Source organism: Prochlorococcus marinus str. MIT 9312 (assembly GCF_000012645.1).
GTDB lineage: Bacteria > Cyanobacteriota > Cyanobacteriia > PCC-6307 > Cyanobiaceae > Prochlorococcus_A > Prochlorococcus_A marinus_L.
On record NC_007577.1, the window covers coordinates 574,738 to 591,330 of the forward strand.

Annotated in this window: 18 protein-coding genes; 12 read left to right on the forward strand and 6 right to left on the reverse strand. The window is 31.7% G+C overall.

Annotated features, from left to right (window positions below):
• Window positions 1–9 precede the first annotated feature (9 nt).
• Complete coding sequence (locus PMT9312_RS03130) at window positions 10–1,383, forward strand: UDP-N-acetylmuramoyl-tripeptide--D-alanyl-D-alanine ligase (RefSeq protein ID WP_011376166.1); 1,374 nt, start codon at window positions 10–12, stop codon at window positions 1,381–1,383.
• A 1-nt stretch (window position 1,384) separates the two neighbouring features.
• Here PMT9312_RS03130 and glmU read toward each other — a convergent pair whose 3' ends face one another.
• Genes glmU through aroA form a run of 3 tightly spaced genes read right to left on the reverse strand, consistent with a single transcriptional unit; the run spans window position 1,385 to window position 4,987 of the window.
• Entirely contained in the window at window positions 1,385–2,734 is a 1,350-nt protein-coding gene (glmU, locus tag PMT9312_RS03135) for a bifunctional UDP-N-acetylglucosamine diphosphorylase/glucosamine-1-phosphate N-acetyltransferase GlmU (RefSeq protein WP_011376167.1), read from the reverse strand.
• A 24-nt stretch (window positions 2,735–2,758) separates the two neighbouring features.
• Entirely contained in the window at window positions 2,759–3,664 is a 906-nt protein-coding gene (locus tag PMT9312_RS03140) for a tRNA (5-methylaminomethyl-2-thiouridine)(34)-methyltransferase MnmD (RefSeq protein WP_011376168.1), read from the reverse strand.
• A 12-nt stretch (window positions 3,665–3,676) separates the two neighbouring features.
• On the reverse strand, window positions 3,677–4,987 hold the full coding sequence (gene aroA, locus PMT9312_RS03145; RefSeq protein ID WP_011376169.1) for a 3-phosphoshikimate 1-carboxyvinyltransferase: 1,311 nt from the start codon (window positions 4,985–4,987) through the stop codon (window positions 3,677–3,679).
• 132 nt (window positions 4,988–5,119) lie between these two features.
• On the opposite strand from aroA, the gene PMT9312_RS03150 reads away from it, so the two are divergent.
• The 6 genes from PMT9312_RS03150 (at window position 5,120) to acs (ending at window position 11,658) form a co-directional block, all read left to right on the forward strand.
• The gene (locus tag PMT9312_RS03150; protein WP_036924609.1) at window positions 5,120–5,848 is read left to right on the forward strand and encodes a 2-phosphosulfolactate phosphatase family protein; all 729 of its coding nucleotides are present in this window, start codon (window positions 5,120–5,122) and stop codon (window positions 5,846–5,848) included.
• 30 nt (window positions 5,849–5,878) lie between these two features.
• Complete coding sequence (locus PMT9312_RS03155; protein WP_011376171.1) at window positions 5,879–6,706, forward strand: carbon-nitrogen hydrolase family protein; 828 nt, start codon at window positions 5,879–5,881, stop codon at window positions 6,704–6,706.
• Window positions 6,706–7,791, forward strand: a complete 1,086-nt coding sequence (locus PMT9312_RS03160; protein WP_011376172.1) for an N-acetylmuramoyl-L-alanine amidase — start codon at window positions 6,706–6,708, stop codon at window positions 7,789–7,791. The genes PMT9312_RS03155 and PMT9312_RS03160 overlap by 1 nt, the downstream gene beginning before the upstream one ends.
• A complete protein-coding gene (gene murI / locus PMT9312_RS03165) occupies window positions 7,788–8,582 on the forward strand; it encodes a glutamate racemase (protein WP_011376173.1) in 795 nt (264 codons plus the stop codon). Before PMT9312_RS03160 ends, murI begins: the two co-directional genes overlap by 4 nt.
• Window positions 8,583–8,609: 27 nt before the next feature.
• Window positions 8,610–9,581: a solanesyl diphosphate synthase gene (gene sds, locus PMT9312_RS03170; protein WP_011376174.1), complete on the forward strand. Its 972-nt coding sequence runs from the start codon at window positions 8,610–8,612 to the stop codon at window positions 9,579–9,581.
• A gap of 94 nt (window positions 9,582–9,675) precedes the next feature.
• Window positions 9,676–11,658 carry an acetate--CoA ligase gene (gene acs, locus PMT9312_RS03175; protein WP_011376175.1) on the forward strand — a complete coding sequence of 661 codons (1,983 nt, stop codon included), beginning with the start codon at window positions 9,676–9,678 and terminating at the stop codon, window positions 11,656–11,658.
• Here the strand turns inward: acs and PMT9312_RS03180 are convergent.
• Entirely contained in the window at window positions 11,655–12,377 is a 723-nt protein-coding gene (locus tag PMT9312_RS03180; protein ID WP_011376176.1) for a DUF1350 family protein, read from the reverse strand. The genes acs and PMT9312_RS03180 overlap by 4 nt on opposite strands.
• A 129-nt stretch (window positions 12,378–12,506) precedes the next feature.
• Here PMT9312_RS03180 and PMT9312_RS03185 point away from each other — a divergent pair, with 129 nt between their 5' ends.
• Window positions 12,507–13,286 (forward strand): 3'-5' exonuclease, encoded by a 780-nt coding sequence (locus tag PMT9312_RS03185; RefSeq protein ID WP_011376177.1) that lies wholly within the window; start codon window positions 12,507–12,509, stop codon window positions 13,284–13,286.
• Window positions 13,287–13,316: 30 nt separating this feature from the next.
• On the opposite strand, the gene PMT9312_RS03190 is transcribed toward PMT9312_RS03185, so the two are convergent.
• Entirely contained in the window at window positions 13,317–13,739 is a 423-nt protein-coding gene (locus tag PMT9312_RS03190; RefSeq protein ID WP_011376178.1) for a hypothetical protein, read from the reverse strand.
• Window positions 13,740–13,837: 98 nt separating this feature from the next.
• On the opposite strand from PMT9312_RS03190, the gene hisS reads away from it, so the two are divergent.
• From hisS to PMT9312_RS03210, 4 genes are all read left to right on the forward strand, one after another.
• Window positions 13,838–15,118, forward strand: a complete 1,281-nt coding sequence (gene hisS / locus PMT9312_RS03195) for a histidine--tRNA ligase (protein ID WP_011376179.1) — start codon at window positions 13,838–13,840, stop codon at window positions 15,116–15,118.
• Between the two features lie 140 nt (window positions 15,119–15,258).
• A complete protein-coding gene (locus tag PMT9312_RS09980; protein WP_225866673.1) occupies window positions 15,259–15,408 on the forward strand; it encodes a hypothetical protein in 150 nt (49 codons plus the stop codon).
• A 2-nt stretch (window positions 15,409–15,410) separates the two neighbouring features.
• A complete protein-coding gene (locus PMT9312_RS03205; RefSeq protein ID WP_011376181.1) occupies window positions 15,411–15,710 on the forward strand; it encodes a TIGR02450 family Trp-rich protein in 300 nt (99 codons plus the stop codon).
• A gap of 136 nt (window positions 15,711–15,846) precedes the next feature.
• The gene (locus PMT9312_RS03210; protein ID WP_011376182.1) at window positions 15,847–16,080 is read left to right on the forward strand and encodes a hypothetical protein; all 234 of its coding nucleotides are present in this window, start codon (window positions 15,847–15,849) and stop codon (window positions 16,078–16,080) included.
• Window positions 16,081–16,125: 45 nt separating this feature from the next.
• Here the strand turns inward: PMT9312_RS03210 and PMT9312_RS09690 are convergent, their stop codons facing one another.
• Window positions 16,126–16,302 (reverse strand): hypothetical protein, encoded by a 177-nt coding sequence (locus tag PMT9312_RS09690; protein ID WP_193741861.1) that lies wholly within the window; start codon window positions 16,300–16,302, stop codon window positions 16,126–16,128.
• Window positions 16,303–16,593 lie beyond the last annotated feature (291 nt).

A 16,593-nucleotide genomic window follows, 5' to 3' on the forward strand; every position in this document is an offset into this window, starting at 1 on the left:
AATATTTTAATGGAATTCTCTTTATCAGAATTGAAAAATGTTTTGGGGGATATTAAAAATCTGAAAGAGGGGGGGGAAGACTTTTTAAATTTTAAAAATATAAGTATTGATAGTAGAACTATATTAAAAGATGATCTTTTTATAGCTATTAAGGGTAAGGATTTTGATGGACATAGTTTTCTTTCAGAGGTTTTAAAGAAAGGAGTTAAATCAGTAGTCATTAAAAAAGGGATGCAAAAATCACTCCCTATTGATTTCCCTTGTTGGGTTGTAAATGACACATTAGAGGCATTTCAGAAATTAGCATTGCTAAAAAGAAAAAAATTAAATATCCCTATAGTTGCAATAACTGGTTCAGTTGGTAAAACAACAACAAAAGAAATGATGGGTGAAGTTTTAAAGAAACTTGGAAGAATAAAACTATCCTATTCAAATTTCAATAATGAGATTGGAGTTGGTCTTACTATTCTTGATACAGATGTAGAAGATAAAGTTTTAGTTCTTGAGATGGGAATGAGAGGTCTTGGACAAATCGAGAATTTATCTAAATATAGTGAACCCGATATTGCAGTTATTACTAACATTGGGACAGCTCATATTGGATTGTTAGGCTCGAAAAAGAATATTACTTATGCAAAGTGTGAAATTAGTAAGTTCTTAAATCCCAAAGGAGTTGTAATAATTCCAGCAAATGATTCATTACTAGAGGAAACTTTAAAAGAATTCTGGAAAGGTAGAGTAATAAAAGTAGAACTATTAAATATAGAAAATCAAAATGAGCGTTTTAAAAAAGATGATAATTTGCGAGGATTTTATAATCCTTCGAATAAAACAATTTCAATTCAAGAAAATACCTTTGAAATTTCATTTGGGGGATTTCACAATGCTTCAAATTTCTTATTTGCTTATGGAGTTGCTAAAGAGCTTGGGATTGATTTCTCAAGTTTTAATAAGTTTAATTTTGCAAGCTTAGGCGGAAGGAATAAAATTCTTAAATCAGTTAAAACAACAATATATGATGAATCATATAATGCCTCGCCAGAGTCAGTAAAAGCATGTATTAAAACCCTGCTTGAAAAACCGAGAAATCAATTTTTCATATTTGGAAGTATGCAAGAATTAGGTGAAGAATCTGAAAAATATCATAAAGAAATATTCAACCTAATAAATAATTCAGACATAGAAAAGTGTTTATTTATTTGCGATAAAAAAAATGAAAGAATTTACGCTAATTATCTAAAAGACAACAAAAAATTTTTAGTTTTAAATAATATTAAAGATGTACCTAAAGAGATTAATAAATCTACAAAAAAAGGTGATTCAATTCTTATAAAAGGGAGCAGATGTTGGCAGCTTGAAAAAATTATTGAATTAATTAATTAGATCAAGGTTTCTTCCTTTCCCAATTATCTATATTAACTTGCTTAGTTCTTGAGATTGCTAATGAATTATCTTTGGAGTCTTTTGTTATCACTGAACCAGCACCAGTTGTCACTGATTCCCCGAGATTAATAGGCGCAACAAGAACTGTATTTGCTCCAATGCTGGAATTCTTGCCAATTTTTGTTTGATGTTTTTTCTGACCATCAAAATTTGCAGTAATAGTACCTGCCCCTATATTTGTTGATCTTCCAATAATAGAATCGCCAATATAACTTAGATGGTTTACTTTAGATTCTTCCTCTAGTTGACTATTTTTTATTTCAACAAAATTACCTATTTTACTGTAAGAATAAATCTTGGATTTAGGTCTTATATGACTGTAGGGACCAACTTTTATATGATCCATTATCTGAGAATCATAAACAGTGGAATTTGAGATTTCACAATGTAATCCAATATTAGAATTTTCAATAAAAGTATTTGGCCCAATAACGCAACTATTAAATATTTTGGTACTTCCTCTTATATGAGTGTTAGCCTCAATGATCACATCTTTGCCAATCTCGGCTTCTTCACTAATTGAACAACTTGCTTGATTTATAAATGTTACTCCATTAAGCATATGCTTTTCTTTAATTGAATTCTGAATAATTTCTTCGCATTTTGAAAGTTGTATTCTATTATTTATTCCTTGAAGCTCTCCATTATCCTCTATCTCTAGGCTTAAGGCATTCTTTAGCATAGATACTGTATCAGTTAGGTAAATTTCATTCTGGTTATTATTACTTTGTAAAGTACTTATTATCTCTGACAAATTTTCCCAGTTGAAACAGTAAACTCCTGCATTTATTAATAAATTAAGTCGTTCTTGATTATTGCAATCTTTTTCTTCAACAATTCTCTCTATAAAATCCCCCTTCAAAAAAACTCTTCCATACCCATGAGGATTTTTTTTCTTTGTTGTTATTAAAGAAACATCGGCGTTTTTTGAATCATGTAAATTTAAAAGATTTTTTAGAGTCTCAGGCGTTATAAGAGGAACATCACCATTAAGCACTAAAAGTTTTCCTTCATTTTTTTTTACTTCTCTACAAAGTATCTGGATAGCATGACCAGTCCCTGATTGAGGTTCTTGAATGACAAAATGGATTTTTTTATTATCTGGTATTGACTCTTGTACCTCTTTGGATTTGTGTCCAGTAATTACAAAAATTTGATCGGGATTTAATTCAACACATGAATCAATTACTCTCTGCAAAAGACTTTTGCCAGAAATTTTATGTAAAACCTTTGGTATTGAGCTTTCCATTCTAGTGCCCTTACCTGCAGCCAGTATCGCAACACTTAACATGTTTTTTTGAATATATATATAAATCTAACTCTTGAAGGCCGACTTCGTCATTCCCCACTTTTTTCTCCATTTCTTTGTAGGTAATAGATTTGAGCATAATTGCTCATCTAATCTTTTATTAATGATATCTTCTCTACTTGAGTTTAAATGTTGATCTCTATAAGGAATGCTAGCTTTAGTGAAGAGATGTTCCTCTTCCATGATAGATAACTTTTCAAAATGGAAAGTGGGTTTCAATTTATTCTTATCAAATTTTGCTATTGCGACAGTTCCCTTACTCCAAAAAGTTCTGTTATTAAAACTCGGTTTAATAGTAAAAATCTCTAAACCAAGATTTCTTAATGTCTTTCTTACTGCCGCTGAAGAAGAATAAGTTATTAAATAACCCTGAGGATTAAGCTTTTCTGCAACCTTAGATAAGAATTCTATTGTCCAAACTTGTGGGCATTTTTGGGGAGAAAAACCATCTAAATAAATCAGATCAAATTTTTTAGCTGAAGGAATTACATTAATTTTTTCTCTAGCATCGCCCCACAAAATTCTACATTTAAGATATTGATCCTCAAAGCAATCGTTTTGGTACAATGATTCAAATATTTTTTTTACTTTTGGAGCCCACGATTCTAGGAATGATTTATTTCTGAGCGAATATTCAAGAGGCTTTTTATCAATCTCCAAAGCATACCAATTTAAATAAGATTTTTGTTTAATTAATTCATCAAATAAAGAAGCAGAATTGTATCCTAAACCAAAACAAATGTCCAAAACATTAATAGATTTACCTTTAAATCTTTGCAAATCAGAAGGAACTGTAAACTTTATCTTTGTTTCCTCCAATGCTCCCGATAAGCTATGGAAATTCTCTTGAAAAAATAAACTTCTTAAAGAGTAACTCCCATCTTTTGTTAAAACTTCTATTAATTCAGACAAAAACTTTTTGAGTTAGTTAGTTAACTTGGCAAGGTCTTCCCAAAAAGATGGATATGAGACGTAAGATGCATCTGCTCTCATAATTTTTGAGGTACCTTTGGCGACAAGTGAAGCTATCGCAAGACTCATTGATACTCGATGATCTGTCTCACTGTCTACTTCCGCAGAATGAAATTTTGATTGACCATTAATTATTAATCCATCCTCTTTTTCTGTTATTTCAGCACCGAATTTGCTCAATTGTCTTGCCATGACTTTTAATCGGTCTGTTTCTTTAAATCTCAATTCCTGTGCATCCTTAATTTCAGACACTCCATTACAAAAACATGCTGCCACAGTAAGGATTGGAATTTCATCTATAAGTTTTGGGAGAATATCTCCTTCAATAGTGAATGATCTTAAATTATTTGCGGTCTTTACTTTAATAGATCCAATAGGTTCTCCTGCAATCGTTGATTTATCTAAAATCTCATAATTGCAGCCCATTGAATCCATTACATTTAATATCCCTGTTCTAGTGGGATTTAATCCAACATTCTTAATTAAAACCTCTGAATTTGGGACAATAGATGCAGCAATCATCCAAAAGGATGCAGAGCTTATGTCTCCAGGGATTAATATTCTCTGCCCAATTAAATTACCCCCTGACTTTATTACTACATTCCTTCCTAATTCTCCTCTAATACTTATGTTCGCTCCAAATGCTTTTAACATTCTTTCAGTATGATCTCTTGAAGATGCAGGCTCAATAACAGAAGTAGTTCCAGAAGCTTTGAGGCCTGCCAATAATATTGCCGATTTTACTTGAGCGCTTGCTATAGGAGTTCCAATAACACATCCCTTAAGTTTATTTCCATAAATTGAGATTGGAGCTTTATTACCGCTTTCTCTACCAGAAATTATGCCACCCATCAAAGATAATGGTTTGTTCACTCTACCCATTGGCCTCTCATTAAGAGAAGTGTCCCCTGTCAAGATAAAATTTTTACCTTCTTGACCGGCTAGTAATCCCATTAATAACCGCATGGTGGTTCCTGAATTTCCACAATTAAGAATTTCTTTAGGCTCTTTTATTCCATCAAGACCCAAGCCTGAGATAGTAAAAGGCTCATCTTCTTTTATGTCTGGTATGTTTACACCTAATTTCCTAAGACAATCAGCGGTTGAAAGTGGATCTTCAGAATGTAAAAAACCCTCAATAGTCGTTTCACCCTGCGCAATACTTCCTATTATCAAGGCTCTATGAGAAATAGATTTGTCTCCAGGTACTTTTATTTTTCCTTTTAAATTACTTCCACCTTTTATTTTGCGGACATTATTCATTTTCAAATTAATACTTGATAAATTTTTTATTAATACAAATTAGATATATATTATCAATAAGTTTGTTTTTTAAAAAAAAATATTCAAAGTAAGTAACTGTTTTCTATAATAAATGTAGAAAAGGATCTGATCATTAATCTTACTTATTATCACGTTGCAAATGATGTTCCAGATATAAATCCTGATATTGCAGTGGTAATTGATGTTTTAAGAGCCACAACTACAATCTCTTGGGCTTTAAAAAATGGAGCTGACTCAATACAAGTTTTTGCTGATTTAGAGTTGTTGAAAGAATCTGCTAATAAGTGGCATGCTGATGAGAGATTATTGCTTGGAGAGAGAGGCGGCAAGAAAATTGAGGGCTTTGACTTGGGGAATTCTCCTTTATCAGTCACGAATGAGGTTGTTAATGGTAAAAGACTTTTTATGAGTACAACAAATGGGACTAAATCACTCCAAAAAGTTCAACATGTAAAGCATTTATTTGCTATGGGTCTTCCAAATAGGAGGGCAGTTGCCGAAAAAATCATTTCACTAAAAGCTGAGAATATTCTAATACTTGGCAGTGGTTGGGAAGGGTCATACTCACTTGAGGATTCTTTAGCTGCTGGTGCTTTGGCCTCATACTTGGAAACAAATTGTGATTTTGAAGTCAAAATTATAAATGACGAATTGCAGGCTGCTTTGGCCCTCTGGAATTTTTGGAAAAATGATATTTTGAAATGTTTAAAAACAGCAACTCATGGCAAAAGATTGACAAGTATTGGTGATTATGAGGAAGATTTTAAATGTTGCTCAGAACTTGATTGCTTAGATATTGTTCCTGCTCAAGTTGAAAGAGGTGTGATTCGTGCCTCATGATTTACGAATTGGTTTATTAGGAGTACTGTTTTGACTGATTTTTTGGTGGCTGCATTGCAAATTACAAGCACTTCTAATGTAGAAGCAAATTTTGTTGAAGCGGAGGAACAGATTGAATTAGCAGCTCGAAGAGGTGCTGAGTTAATCGGATTGCCTGAGAATTTTGCTTTTTTAGGAGAAGATGACGAAAAACTTAGATTAGCTCCTGAATTGTCAATGAAGTGTACAAACTTCCTAAAAACTATGTCACAGAGATATCAAGTTTTTCTATTGGGAGGAGGATATCCTGTTCCAGCTGGTGATGATAGACATACTTTAAATAGATCAGCACTCTTTGGAAGAGATGGACAGGTTTTGGCAAAATATGACAAAATCCATTTGTTCGATGTTGATTTGCCAGACGGAAATTTATATAAGGAATCATCTACTATTTTATCTGGGGAGGAGTATCCACCTGTTGTAGATGTCCCAGGTTTATGCAAAATAGGGTTATCGATTTGTTACGACGTTAGATTCCCTGAACTTTATAGATATTTGTCTTCTAATGGTGCAGAGCTAATTATGATTCCCGCAGCTTTTACAGCATTTACTGGAAAAGATCATTGGCAAATCCTATTACAAGCAAGAGCGATTGAGAATACAGCATATGTAGTTGCTCCAGCGCAAACTGGGGTTCATTATGGAAGAAGGCAAAGTCATGGCCATGCAATGGTAATTGACCCATGGGGCACTGTTTTGTCTGATGCTGGGAAAACTCAGGGGGCCGCAATAGCGCCTGCGGATAAAAAAAGAGTAAAGAAGATTAGGGAGCAGATGCCAAGCCTTAAACATAGAAAAAATAAATTGTTTTCAAACTAATGATAAAGTTTTTAGATAATAAACTTTTTCGTTATATATCCGTTTTTTTATTTTTAAATTCTGCAATCCTCCCTTTGAAATCTTCAAGTGCTCTGGCAGCATGGGCGATCAAAACTAATGGTGTTTTAGAATTAAGAACTAAATCAAATACAAATTTAAAAGCATACTTTCAGAAGTCGAACCAAATATATGGCGATAGATTCTGGGTTGATTTCCCCGGAGAATTAAAAAATCCCAGAATAATAAAAGGTAATGGTCCAATAAAAGAAATTAGATTAGGTAAACCAAATAATGGTAAAACAAGACTAGTAATTGAATTTAAGGAAGAAACTTATTTGAAACCTTTGACTTGGCGAATGGTTGGATTAGATCAAAATAGGTGGTCAATTAAGCTATTTAACCCAAAAAATTCATTTAAAAAGATTGGTGAAGGTTTAGTTATTAAGAGAACAGGAAATATTCAAGCAAATCAAAACTCTATTTATAATAAGAAAAGTAAGTATGATTACTTTAAATTACCAAAAGTAAAACAAAATAAATTTTCGGTTGTTATCGATCCAGGGCATGGAGGGCCTGATCCAGGGGCAATTGGTATTGGCGGTATTAGGGAAACAGATGTTGTACTAGAGGTCTCCAAAATAGTTGAAAATTTACTTTCTGAGAAAGGTGTCAAAGTAGTTTTAACTAGAAAAAATGAAGTTGATTTGGGTTTATCTCCAAGAGTTTCCTTCGCTAACAATGCTGATGCAGATATCTTTGTAAGTATTCATGCAAATGCCTCAAGAGGTAAAAGAAAGGATATTAATGGGTTGGAAACCTTTTACTTTAGAGGTTGGAGAGGTAGATTACTCGCCAGAAAGATTCAAAAACAAATTCTAAGAGTTTCCCCTGGGAGTCCTGATCGAGGAGTTAAACAAGGTAGATTTTACGTAATTAAAAATACTAGAATGCCTGCAGTTCTTGTAGAAATTGGGTTTTTAACAGGAAGATTAGATGCAAGAAGATTAGAAAAAAAAACACATCGTAAAAGATTAGCTTATGCAATTGCAAAAGGCATCCTTGAATATCTAGATAAAGTAGGGTGAAACTTAAAATAGGTATATTTGATAGTGGAATAGGTGGATTTACTATTCTCAATTCTTTACTAAAAACACGTAATGATGTTGAAGTTTTTTATTTGGCGGACACTAAAAGAATCCCTTTTGGGGACAAAAATTTTGAAGAGATCAGACTAATTGCAAAAGAGATTTGTAATTTTTTTGAAGATAAGAATTTGGATGCTCTTTTAATAGCTTGTAACACTACAAATGCATGTGCACTAGATATTCTAGAAAATGACTTAAAGATACCATGTTTTGACCTTATAAACTCAGTATCAGAAATAGTTAATAAACAAATAATTGGCATCTTGGCAACAAAAACAACAGTTAGATCTTCATATTACAAAAACGCTATAAGTTCTAAAAAGGAGAATTCGAAAATATTTCAAAATGAATGTCCAGAATTTGTATCAGAAATTGAAAGAGAAAAGCTTGATTTTATTAAGTTAAATAATCTTTCGGATTTGTATTTAAAACCACTACTAAATAAAAATATTGAAGAAATAATACTCGGATGTAGCCATTATCCTTTAATTTATGAATTTTTGAGAAAAAAAATAAGCTCAAATATAAAAATTATTGATCCATCGGAAGCGTTAATAAAAAAATTTAATGAATCTTTTGCTATTCCAAAAACTGACCGCTATGAGAGTCTTTCTTTCGAAAATGTAAAATTTTTTGTTACTTCAGAAAGAGATAAATTTTCCAAAAAAGTAAAATTTTGGCTTGGAATTAATAAAGAAATTAGTTTGGTTAACCTCCGAAGTAATGTTTGATTCTTTAAGATATATTAGAGGTCAATCATGAATACAGTAACAGAGCTACTACAACCAGTTGAAAATGATCTTGATGATCTTATTTTTGAACTGAAAAATCTAATAGGAGCTGGTCATCCAATTCTTCAAGCTGCAGCAGAACATCTCTTTAGTGCTGGGGGGAAGAGACTGAGACCTGGTATAGTGCTATTGATTTCAAAAGCAATATCTTCTGAATTTTGTTTAACAAATAAACACAAGAGGCTTGCTGAAATAACTGAAATGATTCATACAGCATCATTAGTCCATGATGATGTTGTTGATGAAGCGTCTACAAGAAGAGGAGTAGATACAGTTCATAGTAGATTTAATACCAGAGTTGCTGTTTTAGCTGGTGACTTTTTATTCGCTCAAGCAAGTTGGCATTTAGCAAATCTTGATAATGTAAATGTAGTTAAATTACTAAGTAGAGTAATAATGGATTTAGCCGAAGGTGAAATCAAACAAAATTTAAATAGATTTGATTCGGCTCAATCTTTTTCCAAATACATCAATAAAAGCTATTGTAAAACAGCATCATTAATAGCTAACAGTTGTAAAGCAGCTGGAGTTTTGAGTGATCTTTCCGATGAAAAATTAAACTCTCTGTACGATTTTGGCAAAAATATTGGTTTGGCTTTCCAAGTTGTAGATGACATACTTGACTTTACTGGAAACGATAAACAACTTGGAAAACCTGCTGTAAGTGATCTTGCTAGTGGTTATCTTACTGCGCCAGTTTTATATGCCTTAGAAGAAAATAAGAAATTGTCTGTTCTTATAAACAGAGAACTTGCTGAAAAAGATGATTTAGATGAGGCTCTTAATATCATTATGAATTCTAAATCTATCGAAAGTTCTAGAAAACTAGCTGAGGATTTTGCAATGCTCTCTAAAGAAGCTATAATTTGGCTTCCTGATTCAGAGTACAAGAGAGCGTTGCTGGCCCTCCCAGAATTTGTTCTCAGCCGCATTTATTAGATCTGTTAAAATAGATTTCTCCAGCTAACTTAATATTAAAATTTTTGAAAACCATAAATTTTTCGACTAGTTTTATTAAGCATAGATTTATTTAATGTCATTAGATAAAAAAAATTCCATCAACAACATACTTGAAGAAAAGAGAATTTTCCCTCCATCAAAACAATTTGCAGAAAACTCAAATATTAGTTCTCAAAAAGAATTACTAAGTCTAAAAGAACAAGCATCAGAAAATCCTACTCAATTCTGGGAATCTTTTGCAAAATCTGAATTAGATTGGTTTGAGCCATTTCAAACTGTATTAGATAGCAAAAATGCCCCCTTTTTTAAGTGGTTTAAAGAAGGAAAACTCAACATTACATATAACTGCTTAGATAGACATATTAGTAGAGGACTTGGAGGGAAAACTGCATTAATATGGGAAGGTGAACCTGGAGATAGCAAAAAATATACTTATGAAGAACTTTTAAAAGAGGTATGTAAAGCTTCCAATGCATTAAAAACCATTGGAGTAAAAAAAGGAGATTTGGTATGTATTTATATGCCAATGATTCCTGAAGCAATGTTTGCGATGTTAGCTTGCGCAAGAATTGGGGCTCCTCATTCAGTTGTCTTTGGAGGGTTTTCTTCAGAAGCTTTAAAAGATAGATTAATTGATGGAAATGCCAGATTTGTTATTACGGCAGATGGTGGCTTTAGAAAAGATAAGGTGATTGAGCTTAAGCAAGCAGTTGATGCGGCAATTGAAAGTGGGGCAGATAAAGTTGTTGAAAAAGTTGTTGTTGTTCAAAGAACTAAAAAAAGCATTTCTATGGTTGATGGCAGAGATTTTTGGTGGCACGAATTATTAAAAGATCAAAAAGATGAGTGTGAACCAGAAATAATGAATAGCGAAGATAGACTTTTTATTCTTTATACTTCAGGCTCTACTGGAAAACCTAAAGGTGTAGTTCACACTACAGGTGGTTATAATCTTTGGTCCCATTTGACATTTAAATGGATTTTTGATTTAAAAGATGACGATATTTATTGGTGTACTGCTGATGTTGGTTGGATTACAGGCCATAGTTATATAGTTTATGGCCCCTTATCTAATGGCGCTACAACCTTAATGTTTGAGGGAGTACCAAGGCCATCTAATTTAGGGGCTTTTTGGGAAATTGTTCAGAAATATAAGGTTTCCATTTTTTATACTGCTCCAACTGCAATAAGAGCATTTATGAAGTCTGGACGTGAAATTCCTGATAAATATAATCTGGACAGTCTTAGACTTTTGGGCACAGTTGGAGAACCAATTAATCCTGAAGCATGGATATGGTACAAAGATGTTATTGGTAAAAATAAATGTCCCATAGTTGATACATGGTGGCAAACTGAAACTGGAGGTGTAATGATAAGCCCTTTGCCTGGAGTTGTTCCCACAAAGCCGGGTTCAGCTACTTATCCCTTGCCTGGAATTGAAGTTGAAATCGTTGATAAGAATGGAGATAAAGTTATGGAGAACGAGGGCGGTTATTTAATTATTAAGAAGCCTTGGCCAGGGATGATGAGAACAATTCATGGGAACTCAAAGAGATACTTGGAGAGTTATTGGGAATATATTTCTTTTAAAGGAGAAAAGAATGTTTATTTCGCTGGAGATGGAGCACGTATTGATGAAGATGGATATATTTGGATTATGGGGAGAGTTGATGATGTTATAAGTGTTTCAGGTCATCGGTTAGGAACGATGGAAATAGAATCGGCTTTGGTAAGTCATAAATCAGTGGCTGAAGCCGCTGTTGTGGGAAGGAGAGATGATCTAAAAGGGGAAGTAATAGTCGCTTTCGTCTCTCTAGAGAAAGATGTTAATAGTTCTTCAGAATTAGTAGAAGAATTAAAGAAACATGTTGTTAATGAAATTGGAATTATCGCTAAGCCAGAAAAAATAGTAATTTCTGACTCTCTTCCTAAAACACGAAGTGGAAAAATTATGAGGAGAATTTTGAGATCTTTGGCAGCTGGAGAAAAAATTAGTGGTGATATAAGTACTCTTGAAGATAGTTCTGTTTTAGAAAAGTTGAAAGAAAAATCTTAATCGGGGTTATCAATTAAATTGGAAATTCTTTTTATAGTATTTCTTTTGAAATCATCATCTGCCCAGTCTCCCAAAAAATTTTCTCTTAGTCCTGCACTTGCAATAATAGTGTGTGTTCCTTTTAAAATTATCCCTTTAGAATTATCTTCTTTTCTTGCTTTAAGACAAGAAAATAATTTATCTGTTTGATCTAATTCGTCTGAGTTGAATTTTATTAGGAAGTTATTTTTTTGATTATAAGTTTTTTCAATTATTCGTAAAGTTCTTTCTGGACTAGGGCTAAATTCACTACTGAATTCTAATTTTTGAGCAATCTGTTTCAATAATGGAATTGATTTGTTTGCACTAAAGTTATTGAAACTAATTGATATGAATTTTTCGCAATTCCTTCCACCATCTGGAGAAATCAAATGAAGTTTACAGCCTAGGCTATGACCAATTCTAATAGAAGGAATTGATGACCCTATTCTTTTATATAAGGACATTCGGCAATTTTTAAAATCCTTCCATGCTTTAATAGCGAGTTGTTGGTGATCAAATTGTGGAGTGTACTTGTATGCGTGAACTGCATAATTTTTATGAATTAAGCTCTCTATGAATCTTCTGTAGGTTAAATCTGGTTTAGAAGCTAAATAACTTCCACCGATAAATTCCACAATTTTCTTAGGTTTTGAAGGCCAATAACAAAAATTGTTAAATTGATATTTTGTAAAAGTCATTTTTATAAATTTATTTTTAAATCTAAAATGGTTTTAAAAATTATTTTTAATCGAATTAGTTTAATAAATATTAATTTAAAAGAAATTTTTATTAAATGCGTCAAGATAAACGAAAGTGTTTTCAGCTGAATGGAACTATTTAATAAAAAAGGATTAAATCAATTGGATTTTCTTCAGGATCAAATTACAAGTAAAGCCTCTGAAATAGTTGTTACTAATCAAAATAAAAAAATAGAAAAAATTTTAATTCTTGATACTGAAACAACAGGTTTAGATGAAAATAAAGATGAAGTGATAGAGATAGGTTGTATTTTGTTTGACGTATCTTTTAAATGTGTACTTTCACAGGTCTCATTTTTATTGCCGGTTAACAACAATGAAGCCGAACATGTTAATTGTATATCTGCAGAAGTAACTAATATCTCTCAACCTTGGGAAGATGGATTAAATTTCTTTTTAAAACTTGTTGATTGTTCTGATTTCATTGTTGCGCATAATGTAGAGTTTGATAAGAAATGGTTTGGGAAAGGAAGATTGCCTATGCTTAATAAAAAATGGATATGCAGTTTAGATGATATTAATTGGTCTTTTCAAAAATCACTAAAAACAAGACCTTCAGTAACTGATCTAGCCCTATCTTTTTCAATACCAGTTTGGAATTTACATAGAGCTTTGTCTGATTGCTTTTACATTTCTGAGGTCTTCAAAAAATGCGATAATTTAGAGGAACTTTTACTTAAAGCTACTGAACCGAGGTTTTTATACAAGGCCTTGGTTAGTTATGAAGATAGGTCTTTAGCTAAAAATGCTGGGTTCAGATGGAATAGTCCTGTGCAAGGAGCATGGTCAAGAAAATTAACTACTGATGAGGCAAAAAATCTTGATTTTAGAGTAGAGATTCTGAATTAAAATTTAATGAATTTCTGACTAAGAAAATATTTAGTGCATCTTACAGGGCATCCATTTATTACCCATTTTATGTGCTCCAATACATCCGTATTTTGAGGCAGCCTTTTCAGCTTCTTGTTTAGTGTTAAATATATCTGAAATCATATTTTCCTTGTTTGAATTTGAAATTTGTTTGGAATGATTATGAATATTGTTTTGAGAATTAGGTGAATACTCCCATATTCCCATAGTAGTAACCCCGGCAGAGATAATTCCCATCCCAACTACTGATAAATTGACTATTCCCATTGCTACTGCACCAAAAGAAAATACACCCATTGGGACTACTCCAATACTTATTACTCCCATTGGCACTATTCCTATTGAAACTATACCAAGAGGTGCTATTCCAAAAGCAATTTTTTTTGGTTTTGTACCGCAATGCTGATTCTCTTTATTTTTATTTATTTCCAATAGTTTTTCTAAATGTTAAATTAAAATTGTCTCACAGAACAAACAATCAAAGATTAATTTCTACTTGAATTAAAAATTTTGAATTATTTTCTAGAACTTTGAATAACTTAAAAAATCTTAGAGGAACAGTAGATCTATTGCCTGATCAATTAATAAAGTGGCAAAACGTTGAGAAAATTGTATTGGAGCAGCTTGCAAGAGCATCCATCAAAGAAATAAGAACACCAATATTGGAAATGACTGAATTATTTATAAGAGGAATTGGTGAAGGAACTGATGTTGTTAGTAAGGAAATGTACACATTTCTTGATAGAGGGGAGAGATCCTGCACTCTTAGGCCTGAAGGAACCGCCTCCGTCGCACGAGCGTTAATACAAAATGGAATATCGTCTAATCCTTTTCAAAAACTATGGTACATGGGGCCTATGTTTCGATATGAAAGACCTCAAGCAGGAAGGCAAAGACAGTTTCATCAGTTAGGCGTTGAGTTTATAGGATACGAATCAGTGAGAAGTGATGTTGAAATTATTGCTTTAGCTTGGGATATCTTAGGGAAATTAGGAATTAAAGAACTTAATCTTGAAATAAATAGCTTGGGTGATATTGATGATAGATTAAATTTTCAAAAATCTTTTTTGAAGTGGCTAGAAAAAAATAAAGATTCTTTAGATTTAGATTCTCAGAATAGAATCAATAAAAATCCTTTAAGGATTTTAGACTCTAAGAATATGCAAACAAAGAAAGCGCTTGAAAACGCTCCAATATTATTTAATTTTTTGTCTGAAAAAAGTCATAAAAGATATTCAGATTTAAAAAAACAATTGAATGTTTTACAAATACCCTACGTGGAAAACTTTAATCTAGTCAGGGGTCTGGATTATTACACCCATACCGCCTTCGAAATCACTAGTTGTGCTCTAGGCTCCCAAGCTACAGTTTGCGGAGGAGGAAGATATGACAATTTAATAAAACAAATGGGTGGGCCAAATACTCCAGCAATTGGATTTGCTATTGGTTTAGAAAGATTAATTTTACTAGCGGGAAAAGATCTTGAAGTTCCAAGGAATACTGATATTTATATTATTAATCAAGGCTTAATTGCTGAATCATTAGCTATGGATTTATCTAGAAAATTAAGAAATTATGATTTGTTAGTTGAATTGGATTTAAGTGGGGCCTCATTCTCTAAACAATTTAAAAAGGCAAATAAACTAAAATCTAAAAGTATTATTGTTATTGGTGATGATGAGGCGGCTAATAAAGAGTTTATTATAAGGCTCTTTGATCATTCAGGTAATGCGAATAAAGAAGAGGTTATATCTTTTGAGAATGATATTAAATTAGAAAAGTGGCTAAAAATTAACTTACTTTCAAAGTGATCCTCTTGAAGTTAATGATAATTTGTCTTTTTATATTTATTTTCCTTTATTTAAGAAATTTTCTTAAATTAAATAGGGAGGGGAAAGTTTTTAAGGTTAAAAAATTAACAACCTTCAATAAGAAGAATCTTAATAATTGGATGAAATTAACTAAAAAAGAAAGATATAACTTATCAAAAAATGATTCTTTTACCTATCTGAATAGAAGAAAACTTTTATTAGACGAAATTAGAAAAGAATATAAAAAAATATCTAGAGGAGATTCTGAGGGGAACATTAAGAAAAAATAATTATGGAAAATTTCTGGACTTCTAAAAAACCCATAAATGGATTAAGACATTTTGTTTTGGTAAATGAGACTCAAGAAAAAGAAAATATGATTTTTTTGATGGTTTCAGTACTTGATTCTGAAATTAATTTAAAAACTACTTACGAAGAATTAATAAATAGTGGAAATTGGTACAAGGGGTGGATTAATCTTCCAAAGCTTGAATCGATTACTGAAGAATATGGCAACTATAAATCCAGCAATAAAGTAGAAGGTATCGATGAGATATTCATCAATGAAGATTCTTCATTTAATATTTCTTAATTTGATATAAATCTTTCAAATCTCTTTTCTTTGTAAATACTAGGTTTTTTGTTACTTAATAATTTTTTAAAAGTTTTACCCCTTTCAAAAAAATAAAATTAACGTTATCAAGGATTAATAATATTTACTTAATTCAATGTTAGGGGATATATGGAGCTCATCTGAGTTGACCGCTAAAAAATTAGGAATAACTGAAATTAAACTTTCTTTTTTACGTGAAAATGGAATACTTAAGCCTGGAATTCATTGGAAAAGCTCTCCGCTTGGTCAGAAAAAACCTTGGAAGCCCAAAGCACTTTATAATATAGAAATCTGCAGAAATATTATTAATAAATTTTGTTTTGAAGAAAACGATAATATTGCAGCCTAAAAATAATATTTTTTTGAAAAATCTTTTAGGAAAGATATAATAATTTTATTCGATTAGATTCTCATCCTTACAATCAATTAAAGTATTTTGCAAAGTCGGATATAAGTTAATCATTTTTATATATTGTTGAGATTTTCTATAAGATTTTGCAGCCTTTTTGTAATGAACTTCAGATTTCATTTCTAGTGAAATTTTTCTAGAAGATTCTTGTGAGGTTGTCATGTTATTAGTTGTCTTAACCTGTTTTAATAATTGTTTGAGAATGAGGCAAGAATTAGGATGGTTTTCTGAAACAAAATATTATTAAATGTCAGCAAAAAGAAATTTATCAACAAAAATTGAATCGAATAATACTTATTTTTTCATGCGTAATTCTCAAGATGACCATAATTTCACTGCTTAAATCTAACTTCTTTGGGGTTAGATTTTTAAGGAAATCATCTTAGTTATTTATTACTAGAATTAATAACCTTTACAATTTTGTTGTGAATCCAACTGTTTGTTGAAATTTCA

What these genes read in the sequence shown, in the direction of transcription:
- PMT9312_RS03130 (WP_011376166.1), top strand. Translation starts at nt 10, where the DNA reads ATGGAATTCTCTTTATCAGAATTGAAAAATGTTTTGGGGGATATTAAA.
- glmU (WP_011376167.1), bottom strand. Translation starts at nt 2,734, where the DNA reads ATGTTAAGTGTTGCGATACTGGCTGCAGGTAAGGGCACTAGAATGGAA.
- aroA (WP_011376169.1), bottom strand. Translation starts at nt 4,987, where the DNA reads ATGAATAATGTCCGCAAAATAAAAGGTGGAAGTAATTTAAAAGGAAAA.
- PMT9312_RS03160 (WP_011376172.1), top strand. Translation starts at nt 6,706, where the DNA reads ATGATAAAGTTTTTAGATAATAAACTTTTTCGTTATATATCCGTTTTT.
- sds (WP_011376174.1), top strand. Translation starts at nt 8,610, where the DNA reads ATGAATACAGTAACAGAGCTACTACAACCAGTTGAAAATGATCTTGAT.
- acs (WP_011376175.1), top strand. Translation starts at nt 9,676, where the DNA reads ATGTCATTAGATAAAAAAAATTCCATCAACAACATACTTGAAGAAAAG.
- PMT9312_RS03180 (WP_011376176.1), bottom strand. Translation starts at nt 12,377, where the DNA reads ATGACTTTTACAAAATATCAATTTAACAATTTTTGTTATTGGCCTTCA.
- PMT9312_RS03185 (WP_011376177.1), top strand. Translation starts at nt 12,507, where the DNA reads ATGGAACTATTTAATAAAAAAGGATTAAATCAATTGGATTTTCTTCAG.
- PMT9312_RS09980 (WP_225866673.1), top strand. Translation starts at nt 15,259, where the DNA reads ATGAAATTAACTAAAAAAGAAAGATATAACTTATCAAAAAATGATTCT.
- PMT9312_RS03205 (WP_011376181.1), top strand. Translation starts at nt 15,411, where the DNA reads ATGGAAAATTTCTGGACTTCTAAAAAACCCATAAATGGATTAAGACAT.
- PMT9312_RS03210 (WP_011376182.1), top strand. Translation starts at nt 15,847, where the DNA reads ATGTTAGGGGATATATGGAGCTCATCTGAGTTGACCGCTAAAAAATTA.
- PMT9312_RS09690 (WP_193741861.1), bottom strand. Translation starts at nt 16,302, where the DNA reads ATGACAACCTCACAAGAATCTTCTAGAAAAATTTCACTAGAAATGAAA.